Origin of the sequence: Neorhizobium petrolearium, from assembly GCF_029854435.1 — a bacterium.
Taxonomy (GTDB): Bacteria; Pseudomonadota; Alphaproteobacteria; order Rhizobiales; family Rhizobiaceae; genus Neorhizobium; species Neorhizobium petrolearium.
Map to the genome: position 1 here is coordinate 346,854 of NZ_CP123000.1, position 14,658 is coordinate 361,511.

At 59.8% G+C, this 14,658-nt stretch carries 17 protein-coding genes and 1 tRNA gene; 12 read left to right on the forward strand and 6 right to left on the reverse strand.

Annotation, left to right across the window (positions count from 1 at the left end; genetic code table 11):
- Positions 1-95 precede the first annotated feature (95 nt).
- Together QEO92_RS01760 and QEO92_RS01765 are read left to right on the forward strand one after the other, a co-directional pair.
- Positions 96-172 (forward strand) — tRNA-His (locus tag QEO92_RS01760).
- A gap of 231 nt (positions 173-403) precedes the next feature.
- Positions 404-649, forward strand: a complete 246-nt coding sequence (locus tag QEO92_RS01765; protein ID WP_037158604.1) for a helix-turn-helix domain-containing protein — start codon at positions 404-406, stop codon at positions 647-649.
- A gap of 99 nt (positions 650-748) precedes the next feature.
- Here the strand turns inward: QEO92_RS01765 and QEO92_RS01770 are convergent, their stop codons facing one another.
- Together QEO92_RS01770 and QEO92_RS01775 are read right to left on the reverse strand one after the other, a co-directional pair.
- Positions 749-1,630, reverse strand: coding sequence for a LysR family transcriptional regulator (locus QEO92_RS01770; protein WP_037158601.1), 882 nt, complete (start codon positions 1,628-1,630; stop codon positions 749-751).
- Positions 1,631-1,696: 66 nt separating this feature from the next.
- The gene (locus tag QEO92_RS01775; protein WP_227701956.1) at positions 1,697-2,131 is read right to left on the reverse strand and encodes an Rrf2 family transcriptional regulator; all 435 of its coding nucleotides are present in this window, start codon (positions 2,129-2,131) and stop codon (positions 1,697-1,699) included.
- 132 nt (positions 2,132-2,263) lie between these two features.
- Between QEO92_RS01775 and QEO92_RS01780 the strand changes: the two genes are divergently transcribed.
- The 3 genes from QEO92_RS01780 (at position 2,264) to QEO92_RS01790 (ending at position 5,011) form a co-directional block, all read left to right on the forward strand.
- Complete coding sequence (locus QEO92_RS01780; protein ID WP_227701957.1) at positions 2,264-3,160, forward strand: NAD(P)/FAD-dependent oxidoreductase; 897 nt, start codon at positions 2,264-2,266, stop codon at positions 3,158-3,160.
- Between the two features lie 110 nt (positions 3,161-3,270).
- Complete coding sequence (locus QEO92_RS01785; RefSeq protein ID WP_227701958.1) at positions 3,271-4,767, forward strand: CoA-acylating methylmalonate-semialdehyde dehydrogenase; 1,497 nt, start codon at positions 3,271-3,273, stop codon at positions 4,765-4,767.
- A gap of 118 nt (positions 4,768-4,885) precedes the next feature.
- Positions 4,886-5,011 carry a hypothetical protein gene (locus QEO92_RS01790; protein ID WP_265105653.1) on the forward strand — a complete coding sequence of 42 codons (126 nt, stop codon included), beginning with the start codon at positions 4,886-4,888 and terminating at the stop codon, positions 5,009-5,011.
- Between the two features lie 117 nt (positions 5,012-5,128).
- Here QEO92_RS01790 and QEO92_RS01795 read toward each other — a convergent pair whose 3' ends face one another.
- Positions 5,129-6,175: a Fe(3+) ABC transporter substrate-binding protein gene (locus tag QEO92_RS01795; protein WP_265105654.1), complete on the reverse strand. Its 1,047-nt coding sequence runs from the start codon at positions 6,173-6,175 to the stop codon at positions 5,129-5,131.
- A gap of 174 nt (positions 6,176-6,349) precedes the next feature.
- Between QEO92_RS01795 and rirA the strand changes: the two genes are divergently transcribed.
- From rirA to QEO92_RS01815, 4 genes are all read left to right on the forward strand, one after another.
- The gene (gene rirA / locus QEO92_RS01800) at positions 6,350-6,820 is read left to right on the forward strand and encodes an iron-responsive transcriptional regulator RirA (protein WP_037158592.1); all 471 of its coding nucleotides are present in this window, start codon (positions 6,350-6,352) and stop codon (positions 6,818-6,820) included.
- 155 nt (positions 6,821-6,975) lie between these two features.
- Positions 6,976-8,007 carry an AbrB family transcriptional regulator gene (locus QEO92_RS01805; RefSeq protein WP_227701959.1) on the forward strand — a complete coding sequence of 344 codons (1,032 nt, stop codon included), beginning with the start codon at positions 6,976-6,978 and terminating at the stop codon, positions 8,005-8,007.
- Between the two features lie 94 nt (positions 8,008-8,101).
- Positions 8,102-8,620 carry a gluconokinase gene (locus QEO92_RS01810; protein WP_227701960.1) on the forward strand — a complete coding sequence of 173 codons (519 nt, stop codon included), beginning with the start codon at positions 8,102-8,104 and terminating at the stop codon, positions 8,618-8,620.
- A gap of 324 nt (positions 8,621-8,944) precedes the next feature.
- On the forward strand, positions 8,945-9,502 hold the full coding sequence (locus QEO92_RS01815) for a TetR/AcrR family transcriptional regulator (RefSeq protein ID WP_244446975.1): 558 nt from the start codon (positions 8,945-8,947) through the stop codon (positions 9,500-9,502).
- A gap of 9 nt (positions 9,503-9,511) precedes the next feature.
- Here the strand turns inward: QEO92_RS01815 and QEO92_RS01820 are convergent, their stop codons facing one another.
- The 3 genes from QEO92_RS01820 to QEO92_RS01830 are packed head-to-tail and all read right to left on the reverse strand — an operon-like array spanning position 9,512 to position 13,451.
- Positions 9,512-10,810, reverse strand: a complete 1,299-nt coding sequence (locus tag QEO92_RS01820) for an NAD(P)/FAD-dependent oxidoreductase (RefSeq protein ID WP_227701961.1) — start codon at positions 10,808-10,810, stop codon at positions 9,512-9,514.
- A gap of 1 nt (position 10,811) precedes the next feature.
- Positions 10,812-12,170: a glutamine synthetase family protein gene (locus QEO92_RS01825; RefSeq protein ID WP_037158578.1), complete on the reverse strand. Its 1,359-nt coding sequence runs from the start codon at positions 12,168-12,170 to the stop codon at positions 10,812-10,814.
- A gap of 33 nt (positions 12,171-12,203) precedes the next feature.
- On the reverse strand, positions 12,204-13,451 hold the full coding sequence (locus QEO92_RS01830; protein WP_227701962.1) for an NAD(P)/FAD-dependent oxidoreductase: 1,248 nt from the start codon (positions 13,449-13,451) through the stop codon (positions 12,204-12,206).
- A 236-nt stretch (positions 13,452-13,687) separates the two neighbouring features.
- Between QEO92_RS01830 and QEO92_RS01835 the strand changes: the two genes are divergently transcribed.
- The 3 genes from QEO92_RS01835 to QEO92_RS01845 are packed head-to-tail and all read left to right on the forward strand — an operon-like array spanning position 13,688 to position 14,347.
- Positions 13,688-13,873: a hypothetical protein gene (locus QEO92_RS01835; RefSeq protein WP_227701963.1), complete on the forward strand. Its 186-nt coding sequence runs from the start codon at positions 13,688-13,690 to the stop codon at positions 13,871-13,873.
- A gap of 12 nt (positions 13,874-13,885) precedes the next feature.
- A complete protein-coding gene (locus tag QEO92_RS01840) occupies positions 13,886-14,164 on the forward strand; it encodes a hypothetical protein (protein WP_227701964.1) in 279 nt (92 codons plus the stop codon).
- 9 nt (positions 14,165-14,173) lie between these two features.
- Positions 14,174-14,347 carry a hypothetical protein gene (locus QEO92_RS01845; RefSeq protein ID WP_227701965.1) on the forward strand — a complete coding sequence of 58 codons (174 nt, stop codon included), beginning with the start codon at positions 14,174-14,176 and terminating at the stop codon, positions 14,345-14,347.
- Positions 14,348-14,658 lie beyond the last annotated feature (311 nt).

Genomic DNA, 14,658 nt, shown 5'->3' on the forward strand with positions numbered 1-14,658 from the left:
AGCCCGCTCCGGCCTCTTCTATTTGCGGGAGGGGGCTTGCAAAAAAAACTCGATGGCCGTATGTGACCCGCAATACCGCTTCGGCGGCTTCTTGTGCGGTTGTAGCTCAGTTGGTTAGAGCGCAGGTTTGTGGCACCTGAGGTCGGTGGTTCAACTCCACCCAACCGTACCATTTTATCTGTCTACCCCTTGTGAATTTGGCGCTTTTTCTCTCGTCGCCATCTTTTAAGCCAAAATCGAACACATTTTTGTGCAGTGCAGTATAAGATCTTGTCAAGATCGCCAGCATGCCTATCTATGCGCCAGCGGGTGCCTAAATTTTTGGACACCTGCGTCTTGGGCAGCCGCCCCCTTCACCTGCCCGGTTTATCCGGCAGGCCTTTCCAGAAGGAGAGTCACCAGCATGACGATTTCTATCAATAATTTCGCATCCGCGAACGGAACCCAGCTTTCTCCTCAGCATATTGCCGCCGCCGTTGCCGAAGCGCGCCGTGCCGTGGGCTACAGTATCGAGGAACTCGCCATTACGACCGGTCTCGTCGGTGACGAGATCGTCCGCATCGAGAACGGCATGGATGCCGATCCGGCCAAGTTGAGGCGCATCGCGGCAGCCCTGCAGGTTCCTGTTTCTAAATTTCTGCCTGTCTGATTTTCAGGTTTTCCGGCCGCGTCGGCGGCCGGCCCCCTTTTGCCGCAGCGGTTCCTGGTGACCGCGGACCTGACCTATAGGCATTCCTGTGCTTCCCGGTCACACGAAAATGGACCTTTCCCTATCCACCAGTTCCCTCAGAAACGCTACGACGGTGCGCAGCCGCATCAAATCGCGCGTCGTTTCGTGGTAGGTGGTCCAGTAGGATCGCCGGATGACGATCTCCGGCAGCACACGGGTCAGTTCCGGATATTGCCGCGCCACGTAATCGTGCAGGATGCCGATACCGGCGCCGGAACGCACTGCTTCCGTCTGGCCGATGGCGCTTGATATCTCGAAACTCGCATCCCAGTCGCGCATCACCTCACCGGTAAAATTAAGTGAGGGCGAAAAAATCAGATCCTCGACATAGCCGATGCGCGGATGGCCTTTGAGATCCTCGACGTTATGAGGCATGCCTGCTTGGTCGAGATAGGCCTTTGAGGCGTAGAGCCCGAGCGTATAGTCGGTAAGTTTGGATGAGACGAGTCGTCCCTGTTCCGGGCGTTCGATGGTGATTGCGATATCCGCCTCGCGCTGGGAAAGCGAAAAGGACCGTGGCACCGGCACGAGTTGCAGTTTCAGTTCCGGATGCCGGCGCGTAAGCCGCCCCAGCCGTGAAGCGAGGAAGGAGACGCCGAAACCGTCCGGGGCGCCGATTCTCACCGTCCCGGCAATCGCCGTGTCGATCCGACCGGTCGAGGCCTGGGCGGCCAGCATTTCGGTTTCCATCCGCTCGGCGGCGCGGAAGAAGATCTCGCCCTCGGCCGTCAATTCGCAGCCGTTCGTGCGGCGGACGAGGAGCCGCGTGCGCAGGTCTTCCTCCAGTGCCGTCACCCGGCGTCCGAGCGTCGCATGGTTGATCCCGAGCCGGCGCGAGGCGGCCAGAATTTGGCCACTACGCGCAACCGCCAGGAACATACGCACATCATCCCAGTTCAAATCGGCCTCCGGATGTCGAATTTTGCACAGCCGTTTTAGCAGCAGCTGGAAGGAGGGCAAGCTGGATCAGCGTGCGAGAGCCGCCATCTTTGTCTCGAAGTCGTCGGCGATCTGTGAGAGCCTGATGGTTGCAAAGCGGCTGAGAAGCAGTTCCTCCGCCTCGCGGCGGGTCTTGTCCAGGGCGTCGTTGACGGCGATCTCCACCAAGCACTCGGCATGGTCCGAGGAGGGCACGAGGCAGAACAACTCCGGCCGGTCGAGCGCCTCGTAGACGTCAAGCAGGGTAATCTTGTCCAAGGAGCGGGCGAGCGTCCAGCCGCCGCCATGGCCCTTTTCGGATTGCACGTAGCCCCGTTCACGCAAGCCCGCCATCGTCCGGCGCACGACGACCGGATTGGTGTTCAGCATGCGGCCGATCATCTCGGATGTCATCGGGCCGCCGCCGCGTTCGAGATGAATCAACACGTGCAGCATGCGTGATAGCCGGCTGTCGCCTCTCATATCTAACGTCCTTCCGCAATGTTGGTTGTCCACCTTAGGGCAACGTCAATCTTGCAACAAGTTTTGTTACATGTCTTGTGTCGGCAGGAGAATCGTAACATAAAAAGATACGTGAAATCGAAAGGGATCGTCATGGATTTTGATGTGATTGTTGTCGGTGGCAGTTTTGCCGGCCTTTCAGCCGCCATGCAGCTCGCACGCGCTCGCCGCCGGGTGCTGTTGATCGATGCGGACAAGCCGCGAAACCGTTTTGCCGAAGCCTCGCATGGTTTCCTGGGACAGGATGGGGTTTCGCCGGCGGCAATCCGGCAGACCGCGCTCATGCAATTGCGACGGTATCCGGCCTTTAGCGAGATTACCGGCGTGGCAAGGGCAGCAGAGCGGAGTACCGGTGGCTTCCGGGTGACGCTTGATGACGGCCGGATATTTGGTGCCCGCCGCCTGATCCTTGCCGTCGGGGTTGAGGATATCCTGCCGGAAGTCGATGGCCTCGCGCCACTCTGGGGGAGGCACGTCCTGCATTGCCCCTATTGCCATGGCTACGAGATCGGTGGCGGCCCGATCGGCCTTCTCGCTTCTTCGACGCTTGCGCATCACCAGGCATTGCTGCTCCCCGACTGGGGTGAGACGACCGTATTCGTCGAGCCGGGCGTGGAGTTTTCCGCCGATGATCTCCAGGCGATCGAAGGTCGAGGAGCGAAGCTGGAGCACTCGAAACTGGTTCGGCTCGTCGCCGAAGGCGGGGCGCTGAAAGCTGCCGAGCTTGCCGACGGCCGCTCTGTTCCGGTCAAGGCGCTGTTCGTGCAGACGCGAGTCAGGCCAGCCTCGCCGCTCGCCGAGATGCTCGGGGCGGCGATGGAGGAGGGGCCGCAGGGGCCGTATATCCCCACTGACGAATGGGGTGCGGCCAGCATCGACGGGCTGTTTGCGGCGGGGGATGCCGCAAGCCCGATGCACAATGGGACGCTGGCCAGTGCAGCGGGTGTCCGGGCCGGCGTCAATGCGCATCGTTCGCTTGTCATGGAGTGAAACTGACCGCCATGATGTCGAAATTTGCACAACGGATGCGTGAACTACGGCGTTGCCTTGTGTAATTCCGGGGGTATCCTCCAAGGTCAGAACAGATCGGAGGAACCACCATGCGTGAGATCGGACATTTCATCGGCGGCGAGTGTGTCGCCGGTACCAGCGGCCGTACGGCCGATGTCTTCAACCCGGCGACCGGCGAGGTCCAGGCCAAGGTCGCGCTGGCCGATGTTTCGGAAATCCGCGCGGCGGTCGAGAACGCCAAGGCGGCGCAAGTCAAATGGGCTGCCACCAATCCGCAGCGCCGCGCCCGCGTCTTCTTCAAGTTCGTCGATTTGCTGAACCAGCATATGGATGAGCTCGCGACGCTTCTTTCGAGCGAGCACGGCAAGACGGTCGAGGATTCCAAGGGCGATATCGTCCGCGGTTTGGAAGTCTGCGAATTTGTCTGCGGCATCCCGCATTTGCAGAAGGGCGAGTTCACCGAGGGCGCAGGTCCGCAGATCGACATGTATTCCATGCGCCAGCCGGTCGGCGTCGGCGCCGGCATCACGCCGTTCAACTTCCCGGCCATGATCCCGATGTGGATGTTCGCGCCGGCGATCGCCTGCGGCAACGCCTTCATCCTGAAGCCTTCCGAGCGCGATCCGTCCGTGCCGCTGAGGCTTGCCGAACTGATGATCGAGGCAGGTCTGCCGGCTGGCGTCCTCAACGTCGTCAACGGCGACAAGGCCGCCGTCGACGCGATTCTGGCCGACCCGGATATCGGTGCGGTCTCCTTCGTCGGCTCCACCCCGATCGCCCGTTACGTCTATGGCACGGCGGCGATGAACGGCAAGCGCGCCCAGTGCTTCGGCGGCGCCAAGAACCACATGATCATCATGCCGGATGCCGACATGGACCAGGCCGTCAACGCTCTGATGGGTGCAGGTTACGGTTCGGCTGGCGAACGCTGCATGGCGATCTCGGTTGCCGTTCCGGTCGGTGAAGAAACGGCCAATCGCCTCGTTGAGAAGCTGACCCCGAAGATCGAGTCGCTGCGCATCGGCCCCTATACCGATGAGAAGGCCGATATGGGTCCGCTGGTCACCAAGGAAGCCTATGCCCGCGTCAACGGCCTGATCGGCAAGGGCGTCGAGGAAGGCGCCAAGCTGGTGGTCGATGGCCGCGGCTTCAAGCTGCAGGGTTATGAAAACGGCTTCTTCGTCGGCGGTACGCTGTTTGACCACGTCACTCCCGAGATGGAGATCTACAAGACCGAGATCTTCGGTCCCGTCCTCTCGGTCGTACGCGCCCACAATTACGAGGAAGCGCTGTCGCTGCCGATGAAACACGAGTATGGCAACGGCGTTGCGATCTACACCCGCGACGGCGATGCCGCCCGCGATTTCGCAAGCCGTATCAATATCGGCATGATCGGCATCAATGTGCCGATTCCGGTACCGCTCGCCTACCATTCTTTCGGCGGCTGGAAGGCCTCGAGCTTCGGCGATCTGAACCAGCACGGCTCGGATTCAATCAAGTTCTGGACCAGGACCAAGACGATCACGGCCCGCTGGCCATCCGGCATCAAGGACGGTGCGGAGTTCGTGATGCCGGTAATGAGGTAGGCGAGGCGGGTATCGCAGTTCCTTCCTGTGCGGGCTCCTTCGGGAGCCCGCTTGCGTTCCACCGTTGACGTTTAATTTCTCTGTCCTAATTTAGCGTTCGGCTGGGACGGGGAGTGCCATGGTTTACGAGTGGGATGAGAAGCGCGCCCGGCGCGCCTACTGGATCAGAAAAGGTCTTGGTTTCCTGATCTTTGCATGCGTCACCGCAATTCCGGTGTGGGTAGCGGCCACGCTGATCCGGTAAATATGCAGTTATTCCGAAACCGGCGTCACGATACGAAAAAGCCGGCGCTGTGATAGCGCCGGCCGTCAGGTTCACGGTAAATCGGCCACCCGGCGGCTTCCGGGTGCGAGGCGTTCCTCAGGTTTCCGGGCCTTCATTGAAGCCGACCTTGTCGACCAGTTCCGAAGCCTTCTTGCGGTTGCCGGCGATGTCGGAGAGCGGCAGCGTATCGGGCTTGATCGGCCCCCAGGCTTTGACGACATCGGAAGGCTCCGCGCCCGGCATGACCGGATATTCGTAGACCTGTTCGGCATAGATCTTCTGCGCGTCGCCGGAAGCCAGGAATTCCATCAGTTTGAGCGCATTGTCCTTGTTCGGCGCATTTTTGGCGAGTGCCATGCCGGAAATGTTTACATGGGTTCCGCGATCGGCAGCATTGGGGAAGAGGATCTTGATTGCGGCAGCCCAATCCTTCTGCTCCGGTTCCTTCTCGTTGGTCTGCATCAGGCCGACATAGTAGGTGTTGCCGAGCGCGATGTCGCATTCGCCTGCCAGGATGGCTTTGGCCTGGTCACGGTCACCGCCGCTTGGCTTGTGAGCGAGGTTGTTCTTGAGATCGGTCAGCCACTTCTCGGTATAGTCCTCACCATGGGCGGTGATCATCGAGGCAAAGAGGCCGATATTGTAGGAATGCTGGCCGTCGCGGATGCAGATCTTGCCCTTCCACTTCGGATCGGCAAGCTCTTCATAGGTGATGGCATCCTCCGAAACACGTTCCTTGGAGGCGTAGACGACGCGGCCGCGGGTCGTCAGGCCGAACCATTCGCCCTGTGGATCGCGGAAGTTCGCCGGCACGTCCTTGTTGATGGTTTCGTTGTCCGTCACCGGCTGGGTGACGCCGCCGTCCTTCGCTTCCATCAGTCGCGCGATATCGACCGTCATGATCACGTCGGCCGGAGAATTGGCGCCTTCCGCCTGAATGCGTTCGACAAGGCCCTTGTCGAGGAAGAGAACGTTGGTCTTGATCCCGGTCTCTTCGGTGAAGGCGTCCAGTACAGGTTTGATGAGGTCCGGCTGCCGGTAGGAATAGATGTTGACTTCACCGTCAGCCAATGCGGTCGTCGCTGCCGCCAGCGAAGACATACCTAAGAGTGCAGAAAGCCGAATGATCGGAAAAATGGACATCGAAAATCCTCCTTGGGTTGCTTTTATGTTGATGGACAAATTCATGATTTGAATTCGGCGTCAATGGTGGCGCCCTCAGGAAGGCGGAAAACTTGATCACAAATTTCTATTTTGGAATTGTTCAAAACTAGGTAAGCCTCTATATAGGGGTGGTACGACACTCGGGAGACCAGCATGCGTTTGACCAAACAGACTAATTACGCAGTGCGGATGCTGATGTATTGCGCTGCCAATGAAGGCCATCTGAGCCGCATTCCCGAGATTGCCAGGGCCTATGGAGTTTCGGAACTGTTCCTCTTCAAGATCCTCCAGCCACTCACCAAGGCCGGTCTGGTGGAGACTGTACGGGGCCGCAACGGCGGCGTGAGGCTTGGCCGCAGCGCTGATCGCATCACGCTTTTCGATGTCGTGAAGGTCACGGAAGATAGTTTCGCGATGGCGGAATGCTTCGAGGATGGCGTCGCGGAATGCCCGCTTGTCGATAGCTGCGGACTGAATTCGGCTCTCCGAAAGGCGCTCAACGCTTTCTTCGACGTGCTTGCGGAATACACGATCGATGATCTCGTCAAGGCGCGTCCGCAGATCAATTTCCTGCTCGGTCTTGACAATCTGCACATGCCAAAGCTGGCCGCACCGGCCGCCTGATCCAGGCAAGATCAATTTTTGAGGCGCCGTCTCCCAAAGCGGCGCCTTTTGATTTGGGCTCTCCCGAGGTTGACCTTCTTCGCAATTGCAATAGAAGAAGCGAGGCGTTTGACCCTCTTTGCCTCCTTTCCTGTGGCGCCTTCAGGATCTTCGGAATGTCGTTTTCGGAACTGCGCGCATCTGCGCTGACTGCGCTGATCGGAACCGCCGGCGCATTGATCGCGATTGCCGTCGCCTTTCCGGCTCCCTATCTGATCGGGCCTGCTGTCGCCATCACCGTTGCCGGACTTGCTGGTTTGCGGTTGACGGTACCGGCCGAGGTCCGCAATGTCTGTTTTGTCATTATCGGCGTGTCGATGGGGGCCAGCGTGACGCCCGAGGTGATTGTCGCGGCCCGCACCTGGCCGGCGAGTTTCGTCATGGTTCCGGTGGCGGTCGTTATCCTGCTTTACGTCAGTAGCTGGATGCTGCAGAGATTCTTCCGCTACGATCGAGTTACAGCGCTTCTCGCGTCCTCTCCAGGTCATCTGAGTTATGTGCTGAGCCTTGCGGCCGAAACCCATTGCGACCTGCGGACTGTCAGCGTTGCCCAGAGCGTACGGGTGTTGGCGTTGACGATCACCACCCCGCTGATCGTGGAAATTTTCGGTCTTGTCGGCGCGGAACCTGCCCTGCCGCCCCATGTCATGAGTGTGCCCGTCCTCATTGCGACGCTTGCGGTGTCGGCTCTTCTCGGAATGCTTTTCCTGCGCTGGAGATTGCCGGCGGCGCTGCTTCTCGGTGGCGTGGCGGTTTCGATCAGCACGCATATAACGGGGTTTGTCAGTGGCGGCGTACCGAACTGGCTGTTGATTCCTACCTATGTCATCCTCGGTTCGGTCATCGGCACGCGCTTCTGTGGCGTGTCGATCGGCGAGCTGCGCGTCGCTTTCGTGGCCGGCGGCATCGTGACGGTCGTGGTGACCGTGCTTGCGGCGGCAATCGCCGGCGGCGTGTCCTATCTCACCGGCGTGCCGCTCGATGCTGCCTTGATCGCGTTCGCACCTGGCGGGCTGGAAACCATGGCTGCCATGGCGGTGATGCTGCACGCGGACCCGACCTATGTCGGGGCTCACCATGTCCTGCGGTTGATGTTCCTTTCGGTGCTGATGCCTCTGGTACTCGGCAAGGAGGCGCGGCAGCGCTGAGATTGCGAAATTCGCATGCCCAGGGGCTTGTGACGCATCGGCAAAGCCGGATATCCGTTATTGATCCTGAAATATGAGAAGAGTGCATTAATCCATGAGCTTGAAAGAACCGACAGCCATCGTGGTCATGGGCGTCAGCGGATCGGGAAAGACTTCGGTCGGCGAACTGCTCGCCAAGCGGCTCGATTGCATCTTCGTGGAAGGGGATCGGTTGCATCCCGCAGCAAACGTCGCGAAAATGGCTGAGGGCATTCCGCTCACCGACGATGACCGGTGGCCCTGGCTCGATCTGGTCGGCAATGAACTTGCCGAAGCACGAAGCCGCAGTGAAAGTGTCGTGGCCACGTGTTCATCGCTGAAGAGGGCCTATCGGGACCGGTTGAGGCAGGCGAGTGGCGGCTCTCTCTGTTTCGTTTTCCTCACTGGCGATCCGAAGGTGCTCGAAGAGCGGATGGGCGCCCGCACGGGCCATTTCATGCCTGCGTCGCTGCTTCAGAGCCAGCTTGCGACTTTGGAAAGCCCGGAAGGGGAGCCGGGGGTGGTGACGGTGGATATCGATGCAAGTCTGGACGCCATCGTCGACAAGGCTTTGGACCAACTCGCCAAGATATGACGCGCATTAATAATATGATTTGTAATCACATTTTCTTGACTCCATGTCTTGGGCGTCAGCAGGGAAGTATTCTTAAAAAAATTTAGTGGCTTATGATCCGAAGCTCTTCGGCCGCCGTATGAAGAAACACTTTTTGTGTCTATGCAATTTCATGAGGACCGCGGAAAATTGCCGGGGTCTCCGTGAACGCATCGAGTGGCAGGTGTTTGAGGAGACGGTTTGCGGATGCCAGATTCGACGCAAGGGCCGAGGCGGGGCTCCCTTCGCCGGATACCGAAACAGGAAAGAAGTCGTGAGCGTATAGATGAGATATTGAAGGTATCCATGGAACTGATCGGCCGGAAAGGCATCGATTCAGTAACCATGAAGGAAATCGCCGCTCTTTCCGGCGGGCCAATCGCATCGGTCTACCAGTATTTTCCGAACAAATCCGCCATCATTGCGATGCTCTACGAGCGTTATGTCGAGGAAGTGCGTTCGTTCGCAGTTGAGCAGATCGAAAAGATCGCCACGGCGGAGGACGCCTTGGATGCGACGGAGAGCCTCTTCGATCTCTATTACCATAAGATCCGTCGAGAACCGTCGACCCAGGACCTTCTGAACGCCATCCAGGCGGATAAGGCTCTGGGCGATCCGGATATCACGGAAACACGCCTTCAGGCGGAAGCCTTCTACAAGGCGACGGAGCAATTCGTGAGCGAAGCTCTTCGGGAGAACTATTCGCGCGCGCTGCTCGTGATGTTCCACATGGCCGGCGCAACGCTCCGTCTGGCTCTCTCGGTGCCGGACGGCGAGGCAAGGCAGATCATGACGCAGTTCAAGTCCATCATTCGCACCCAAACGACCTATTATTTCATCGGGAGCTTTCCTGCCACCGCCTGATCTCTCCGATTAAAAACCAAACCGGTCACGAAGCCCGTACCACCAGGCGCCGAGCACGGTAAGCGGCACGCGGAACGTCCGGCCGCCGGGGAAGGGCAGGTTGGGCAGCGATGCCCATATATCGAAGCGTTCCGCATGCCCTGCAACCGCCTCGCCGAGGATTTTGCCCAGGAGATGCGTGGTTGTGACGCCATGGCCGCTATCGCCGTGCGAGAAGTAAATCTTGTCGGAAACCCGGCCCATATGCGGGATGCGCGTTAGCGTCAGGGCGAAATTGCCGCTCCAGGCATAGTCGATCTTTACGTCCGTCAACTGCGGGAAGGTCTTCAGCATGTTGGGACGGATGACGCTCGTCAGGTCCTTCGGATCATTGCCGCCGTAACCGATACCGCCGCCATACAGCAGCCTGTTGTCCGAGGTCCGGCGGTAGTAGTCGAGAATATAATTGGCGTCTTCGACACAGTAGTTGGCCGGGAGCAGGCGCTCGATCAGCGTCGGTTCGAGCGGCTCGGTCGCCATGACCTGGCTGGAGACCGGCATCATCCCGCCGCTGATTTCCGGAAACTGGGGTGCCAGATAGGCATTGCCGCAGACGAGCACGTAGGACGCCCTGACCGAGCCCCTGTCAGTTCGGACTATCGGCTTTTCGCCCGCGTCGACGCCAGTCACCCGCGAGCCTTCGAAGATGCGCCCGTTAAGGGATTCGACCGCCACCGCCTCGCCGAGCACGAGGTTGAGCGGATGGATATGGCCGCCGAGCCTGTCGATCATGCCGCCGGCATAGCGGTCGGTCTTCACGTATTTGCCGACATCGGCCTTTGAGATCATGTCCAACCCTGTATGGCCGTGCTCTTCCCAATGCGCCTTGTGGGCTTCCATCTCCCGGATCTGTTTTTCCGTGAAGGCGGCAAAAAAGCCGCCGTGCACGAGATCGCAGTCGATGCCGTATTTGATGACGCGTCCGCGTATGATCTCGCCGCCTTCAAGCGACATTTCGCCAAGCTTCACGGCTTTGTCGCGGCCGTAGCGTGCGGCGATGGTTTCGAGGTCGCGGCTGTAGCCGTTGACGATCTGACCGCCATTGCGCCCGGAGGCGCCGAAGCCGATGCGTTCGGCCTCCAGGACAACCACGGAATATCCGCGTTCGGCAAGTTCGAGTGCCGCCGAGATGCCGGTGAAACCGGCGCCAATCACGCAGACGTCAGCCTCCAGCTCGCCTTCGAGGTGAGGGCGGATGCGCCTGTCTTTCGCGGATGCGGCATACCAGGAATCCGTGTGCCGAGGGTTGTCGCTCGTCTTGAAGGCCATCTCACACCGTCCGGATATAGGCGTCGTATTCCACGTCGGTGACGCGCAGCGAAAATTCCGAAATTTCTTGTTGCTTGCAGGCTGTGTAGAGCGCCCGGTATTTCGGTCCGAGCGTGGCATAGGCGAAAGTCGAGCGGGAGAATTGCTGGAGCGCATAGTCCCAATTGGTCGGCAGCGGCTCGTGGCTGATCGCATGCTTGTCGCCGGTGATCGCGCCGCCTGGATTGCGCTTTTCCTTGATGCCGGAAAGCGCCGCATTGAGGATCATCGCCAGCACCAGATAGGGGTTCGTATCCGCGCCCGCGACGCGATGTTCGATGCGGGTTGCGGGCTTCGAGGCGGTGATGACGCGCACCGCCGCCGAACGGTTGTCGAAACCCCAGGACGCGTAGGTCGGCGCATGCTCGCTTGGCCTGAGCCTGCGATAGGAATTGGCATGCGGGGCGAAGATCGCCATGCTCTCGCCCATGTTCTCCAGCAGCCCTCCGACGGAATGGAGCAGCATCTCCGATGGCCCGTCCTCGTCGACATAGACGTTGCGGCCTGTCTCGTCGATCAGTGAGAAATGCACATGCATGCCGCTGCCGGCCTGGGTGCCGTAGGGCTTGGCCATGAAGGTGGCATCGAGATCGTTCGCACGCGCCACGCCCTTGACGATACGCTTCAGCAGAACGGCGTAATCGGCGGCTTTCAGCGCATCCGGCACGTGGTTGAGGTTGATCTCGTATTGGCCGGGACCGTTTTCACGCAGTGTCGTATCGGCGGGGATGCCCTGCGCGCGGGCGGCGCTTGCAATGCCGTGGAAGACCTCTTCGAAATCCTGCAGTTCGGAGATCGAGAGAACTTGTGTCTGCCCCGTGTGCCAGCGGCCTTCGCGCGAATTCGGCGGGCGCACCGGATCGAGCGCCGAGCGTACCGGGTCGATCAGGTAGAATTCGAGTTCGGTTGCAACGACCGGCGTCAGCCCAAGCCTGGAAAATCCCGTGAGCACATTGGCCAATACCTGGCGCGGATCGCCGTAAAAGCCGCTGCCATCCGGCTCCCGCATGCCGAGCAGCACCTGTGCCGTCGGTCGCTGGAGCCAGGTGACACGCGAAAGTGTCCCGGCGGTTGGAAAGCAGATGCCGTCCGGATCGCCCGTACCTTCGGCTAGTCCGGCGGCATTCACGTCGCGGCCCCAGACATCGAGCGCATAGACCGAGCGCGGCATCGCCATGCCCTTGGCCAGCACATCCAGCGCGCGCTCACGCGGAATCCACTTTCCGCGCGGCACGCCATTCACGTCGACGACGAAGGCCTCGAGGACCTCGATATCCGGATTGCTCTCGAAAAAGATCTGGGCGGTGCTGATATCATCCATGCGATATCAGATAGCCCACTCTCTTGAGCAGAGCTAGGCGTTGAAACGCTCCGGGCGGTAGGCAGAAATGTCGATCAGCGTCTTCTCGCCTGTAATTGCTTCGGCGATGACCCGCCCCGTCACCGGCCCGAGGGTGAGGCCGTGATGTGCGTGTCCGAAGGCGAACCATAGGCCCTCGTGTCGCGGCGCCTTGCCGATCACCGGCATCATGTCTGGCGTGCAGGGGCGGGCGCCCATCCACGGTTCCTTGTCGAGGCGTTCGCCAAGCGGGAAGACAGTGCGGGCGACCGCTTCGGCACGTTCCACCTGGACCGGCGTTTTCGGCGCGTCGCGTCGAGCAAATTCCGCTCCCGTTGTCAGCCTTATGCCCTGGTTCATGGGAGCCAGGAAATAGCCGCGCTCGGCATCCATGGTCCAGCCGTTGAGCTTGGCATTGCCCTGTGTGCCATAGTGCATGTGATAGCCGCGCTTGACGCCGACCAGGAAATTGTAGCCGAGCGGCTTGGTGACCGTGTCCGACCAGGGGCCGAGCGCCACGACGACGTCCTTCGCTTCGACGGTGCCGTCTCCGGCAACGACGCGCCAGCCGGTCGCTGTCTTCGAGAGACTCTTCGCGTCACCCTTCAACACCCGTCCGCCGAGCTTTTCGAAGAGCGCCACATAGGCGCGCGTCAGCGCAAGCGGATCTTTGACTGACCAGGGATCTTCCCATTTCAGTCCGCCGACGAAATCGTTCGAAAGGTTGGGTTCCTGGGCCGCGATCTCGGAAGGCGACAGCTCGCTGAATGTCACGCCGTATTCGGCCTTCAGCCGTTCCGCTTCCCTGATTTCCCCATCATGTTTCGCACGGGTTCGGAAAACCTCCGTCCAGCCGTTCTTGGCGATCAGGTCCTGCGCCCCTGCTTCCTCGATCAATTCGTTATGGGTCGAGATCGAATGTTCGATCAGGGGCGCGTAGGCCCGCGCAATGAGCTGATGCCGCGTCAGGTTGGAGTGCCACCAGTATTTTGCCAGGAAGGACGAGACGGACGGCAACGCGCTCCAGTGGTAATGCGCATCGATGCGATTGTTCAATGCATAGCGCAGGATCAGGCCGAACTGCTGCGGGAAGCCGTAAGGCACGACACCCTCGCGCTGGATGAGACCGGCATTGCCGTAAGAGGTTTCCAGGCCCGGTTCCTTCCGGTCGACGAGCACCACCGATTTACCGCGCCGCGCCAATTGCAATGCCGTTGAAACGCCGATGATGCCGGCTCCCAGCACGATCGCATCCGCTGTCATGATCTGATTTCCATTCCCATTCTTTTATAGTTCGAAGATTTCGAACATGCCGCCCTCGATGTTGCAGCGCAAATGAAAAATCAACAAGGCTCCTATGAGTTCCCTATTTCTTCGCCTTCAGCGTCCAATCGAAAGCCTATGAGGCCATCGCTACCTTTTCGGATGTGCATCGGATTCGATGCCGCCCCGCGACATCTCCGCCGCGCGGGCCAAGTCCCAAGAAGGAGTGACCTGAAATGTTTGGCCGTTTGGGGAGTTTTTATCTGGCGCAGCATCTTGCGGAACAGGATGCATGCCGTCGTGAGGAGCGTATTCCGGATCGCAGCGCCTCCGATCAGAACCTCGGCATCTTCATGAGGCTTCTCGGTGTCATGGGCATCGGATTCTGCGCGGCCGGTGCAATCGCCCTCATGGCTGCTTGAAGGAGAATTACGATGAATAACAGAGCGATGGCGAAGACCGAGCTTCCTGCGTTCGGCGTGCGTTTCATGGTCGGCCGGGATGCGGGCGGCCATTGGGTCGTCTCCGATCGCGAAGGTCGCGTCGGCGGCTTGTTCACCGATCGCGCCTCGGCAGTGCATTTCGCCATGTTCGAAAGCGATCATCTTCCGGGCGCCGTTTATTGCCTGCCGGATCACATGATATTGAGCCTCGGTCCGGCCTTCGAGAACCGGGCGATGAGCCCGAGGATGAAGATTGCCGGCCGGGCGTGAGGTGAACACATGTTGCATCCCCTCAATCATATACGCGGTCATGTTTACCCGCGTTTCCGTGTCTTCGATCCCGGCAATTCAGGCCGCCTGCATGCCTCCGAAATCATCCTCGGCATGCTTCTGGTCATGTTGGCGATACTCGGCCTGGCCTATGCCATGACGCTGATATCCGGGGCATTATAGGCGTGAGAGCGACCGCGACCGTGGCTCTCGGAAAGGGGTAAAATTCCTATAGGATTTTTATTTCTTTCCCCTGCGGGTGCTCTCGAACCTATATGCGATCACAGCGCATATTCCCGTACGTGTCGTCGTTCAAGAACATCTCTGGGTCGAAAAGCGCAAGGTGCCGTTTTCCGGTCTCGCCTGCGGCTCCGATCCCGGATGGCGTCAGCCAAGTGTGTTCGCGCTCAGTTTGGCGCTTGACGAGGCTCTCCCATAAACTGAAATGGTTGTGGCCACTTGAGGGAGGGCCGCCGCTTTCCCGGACGGGAGAC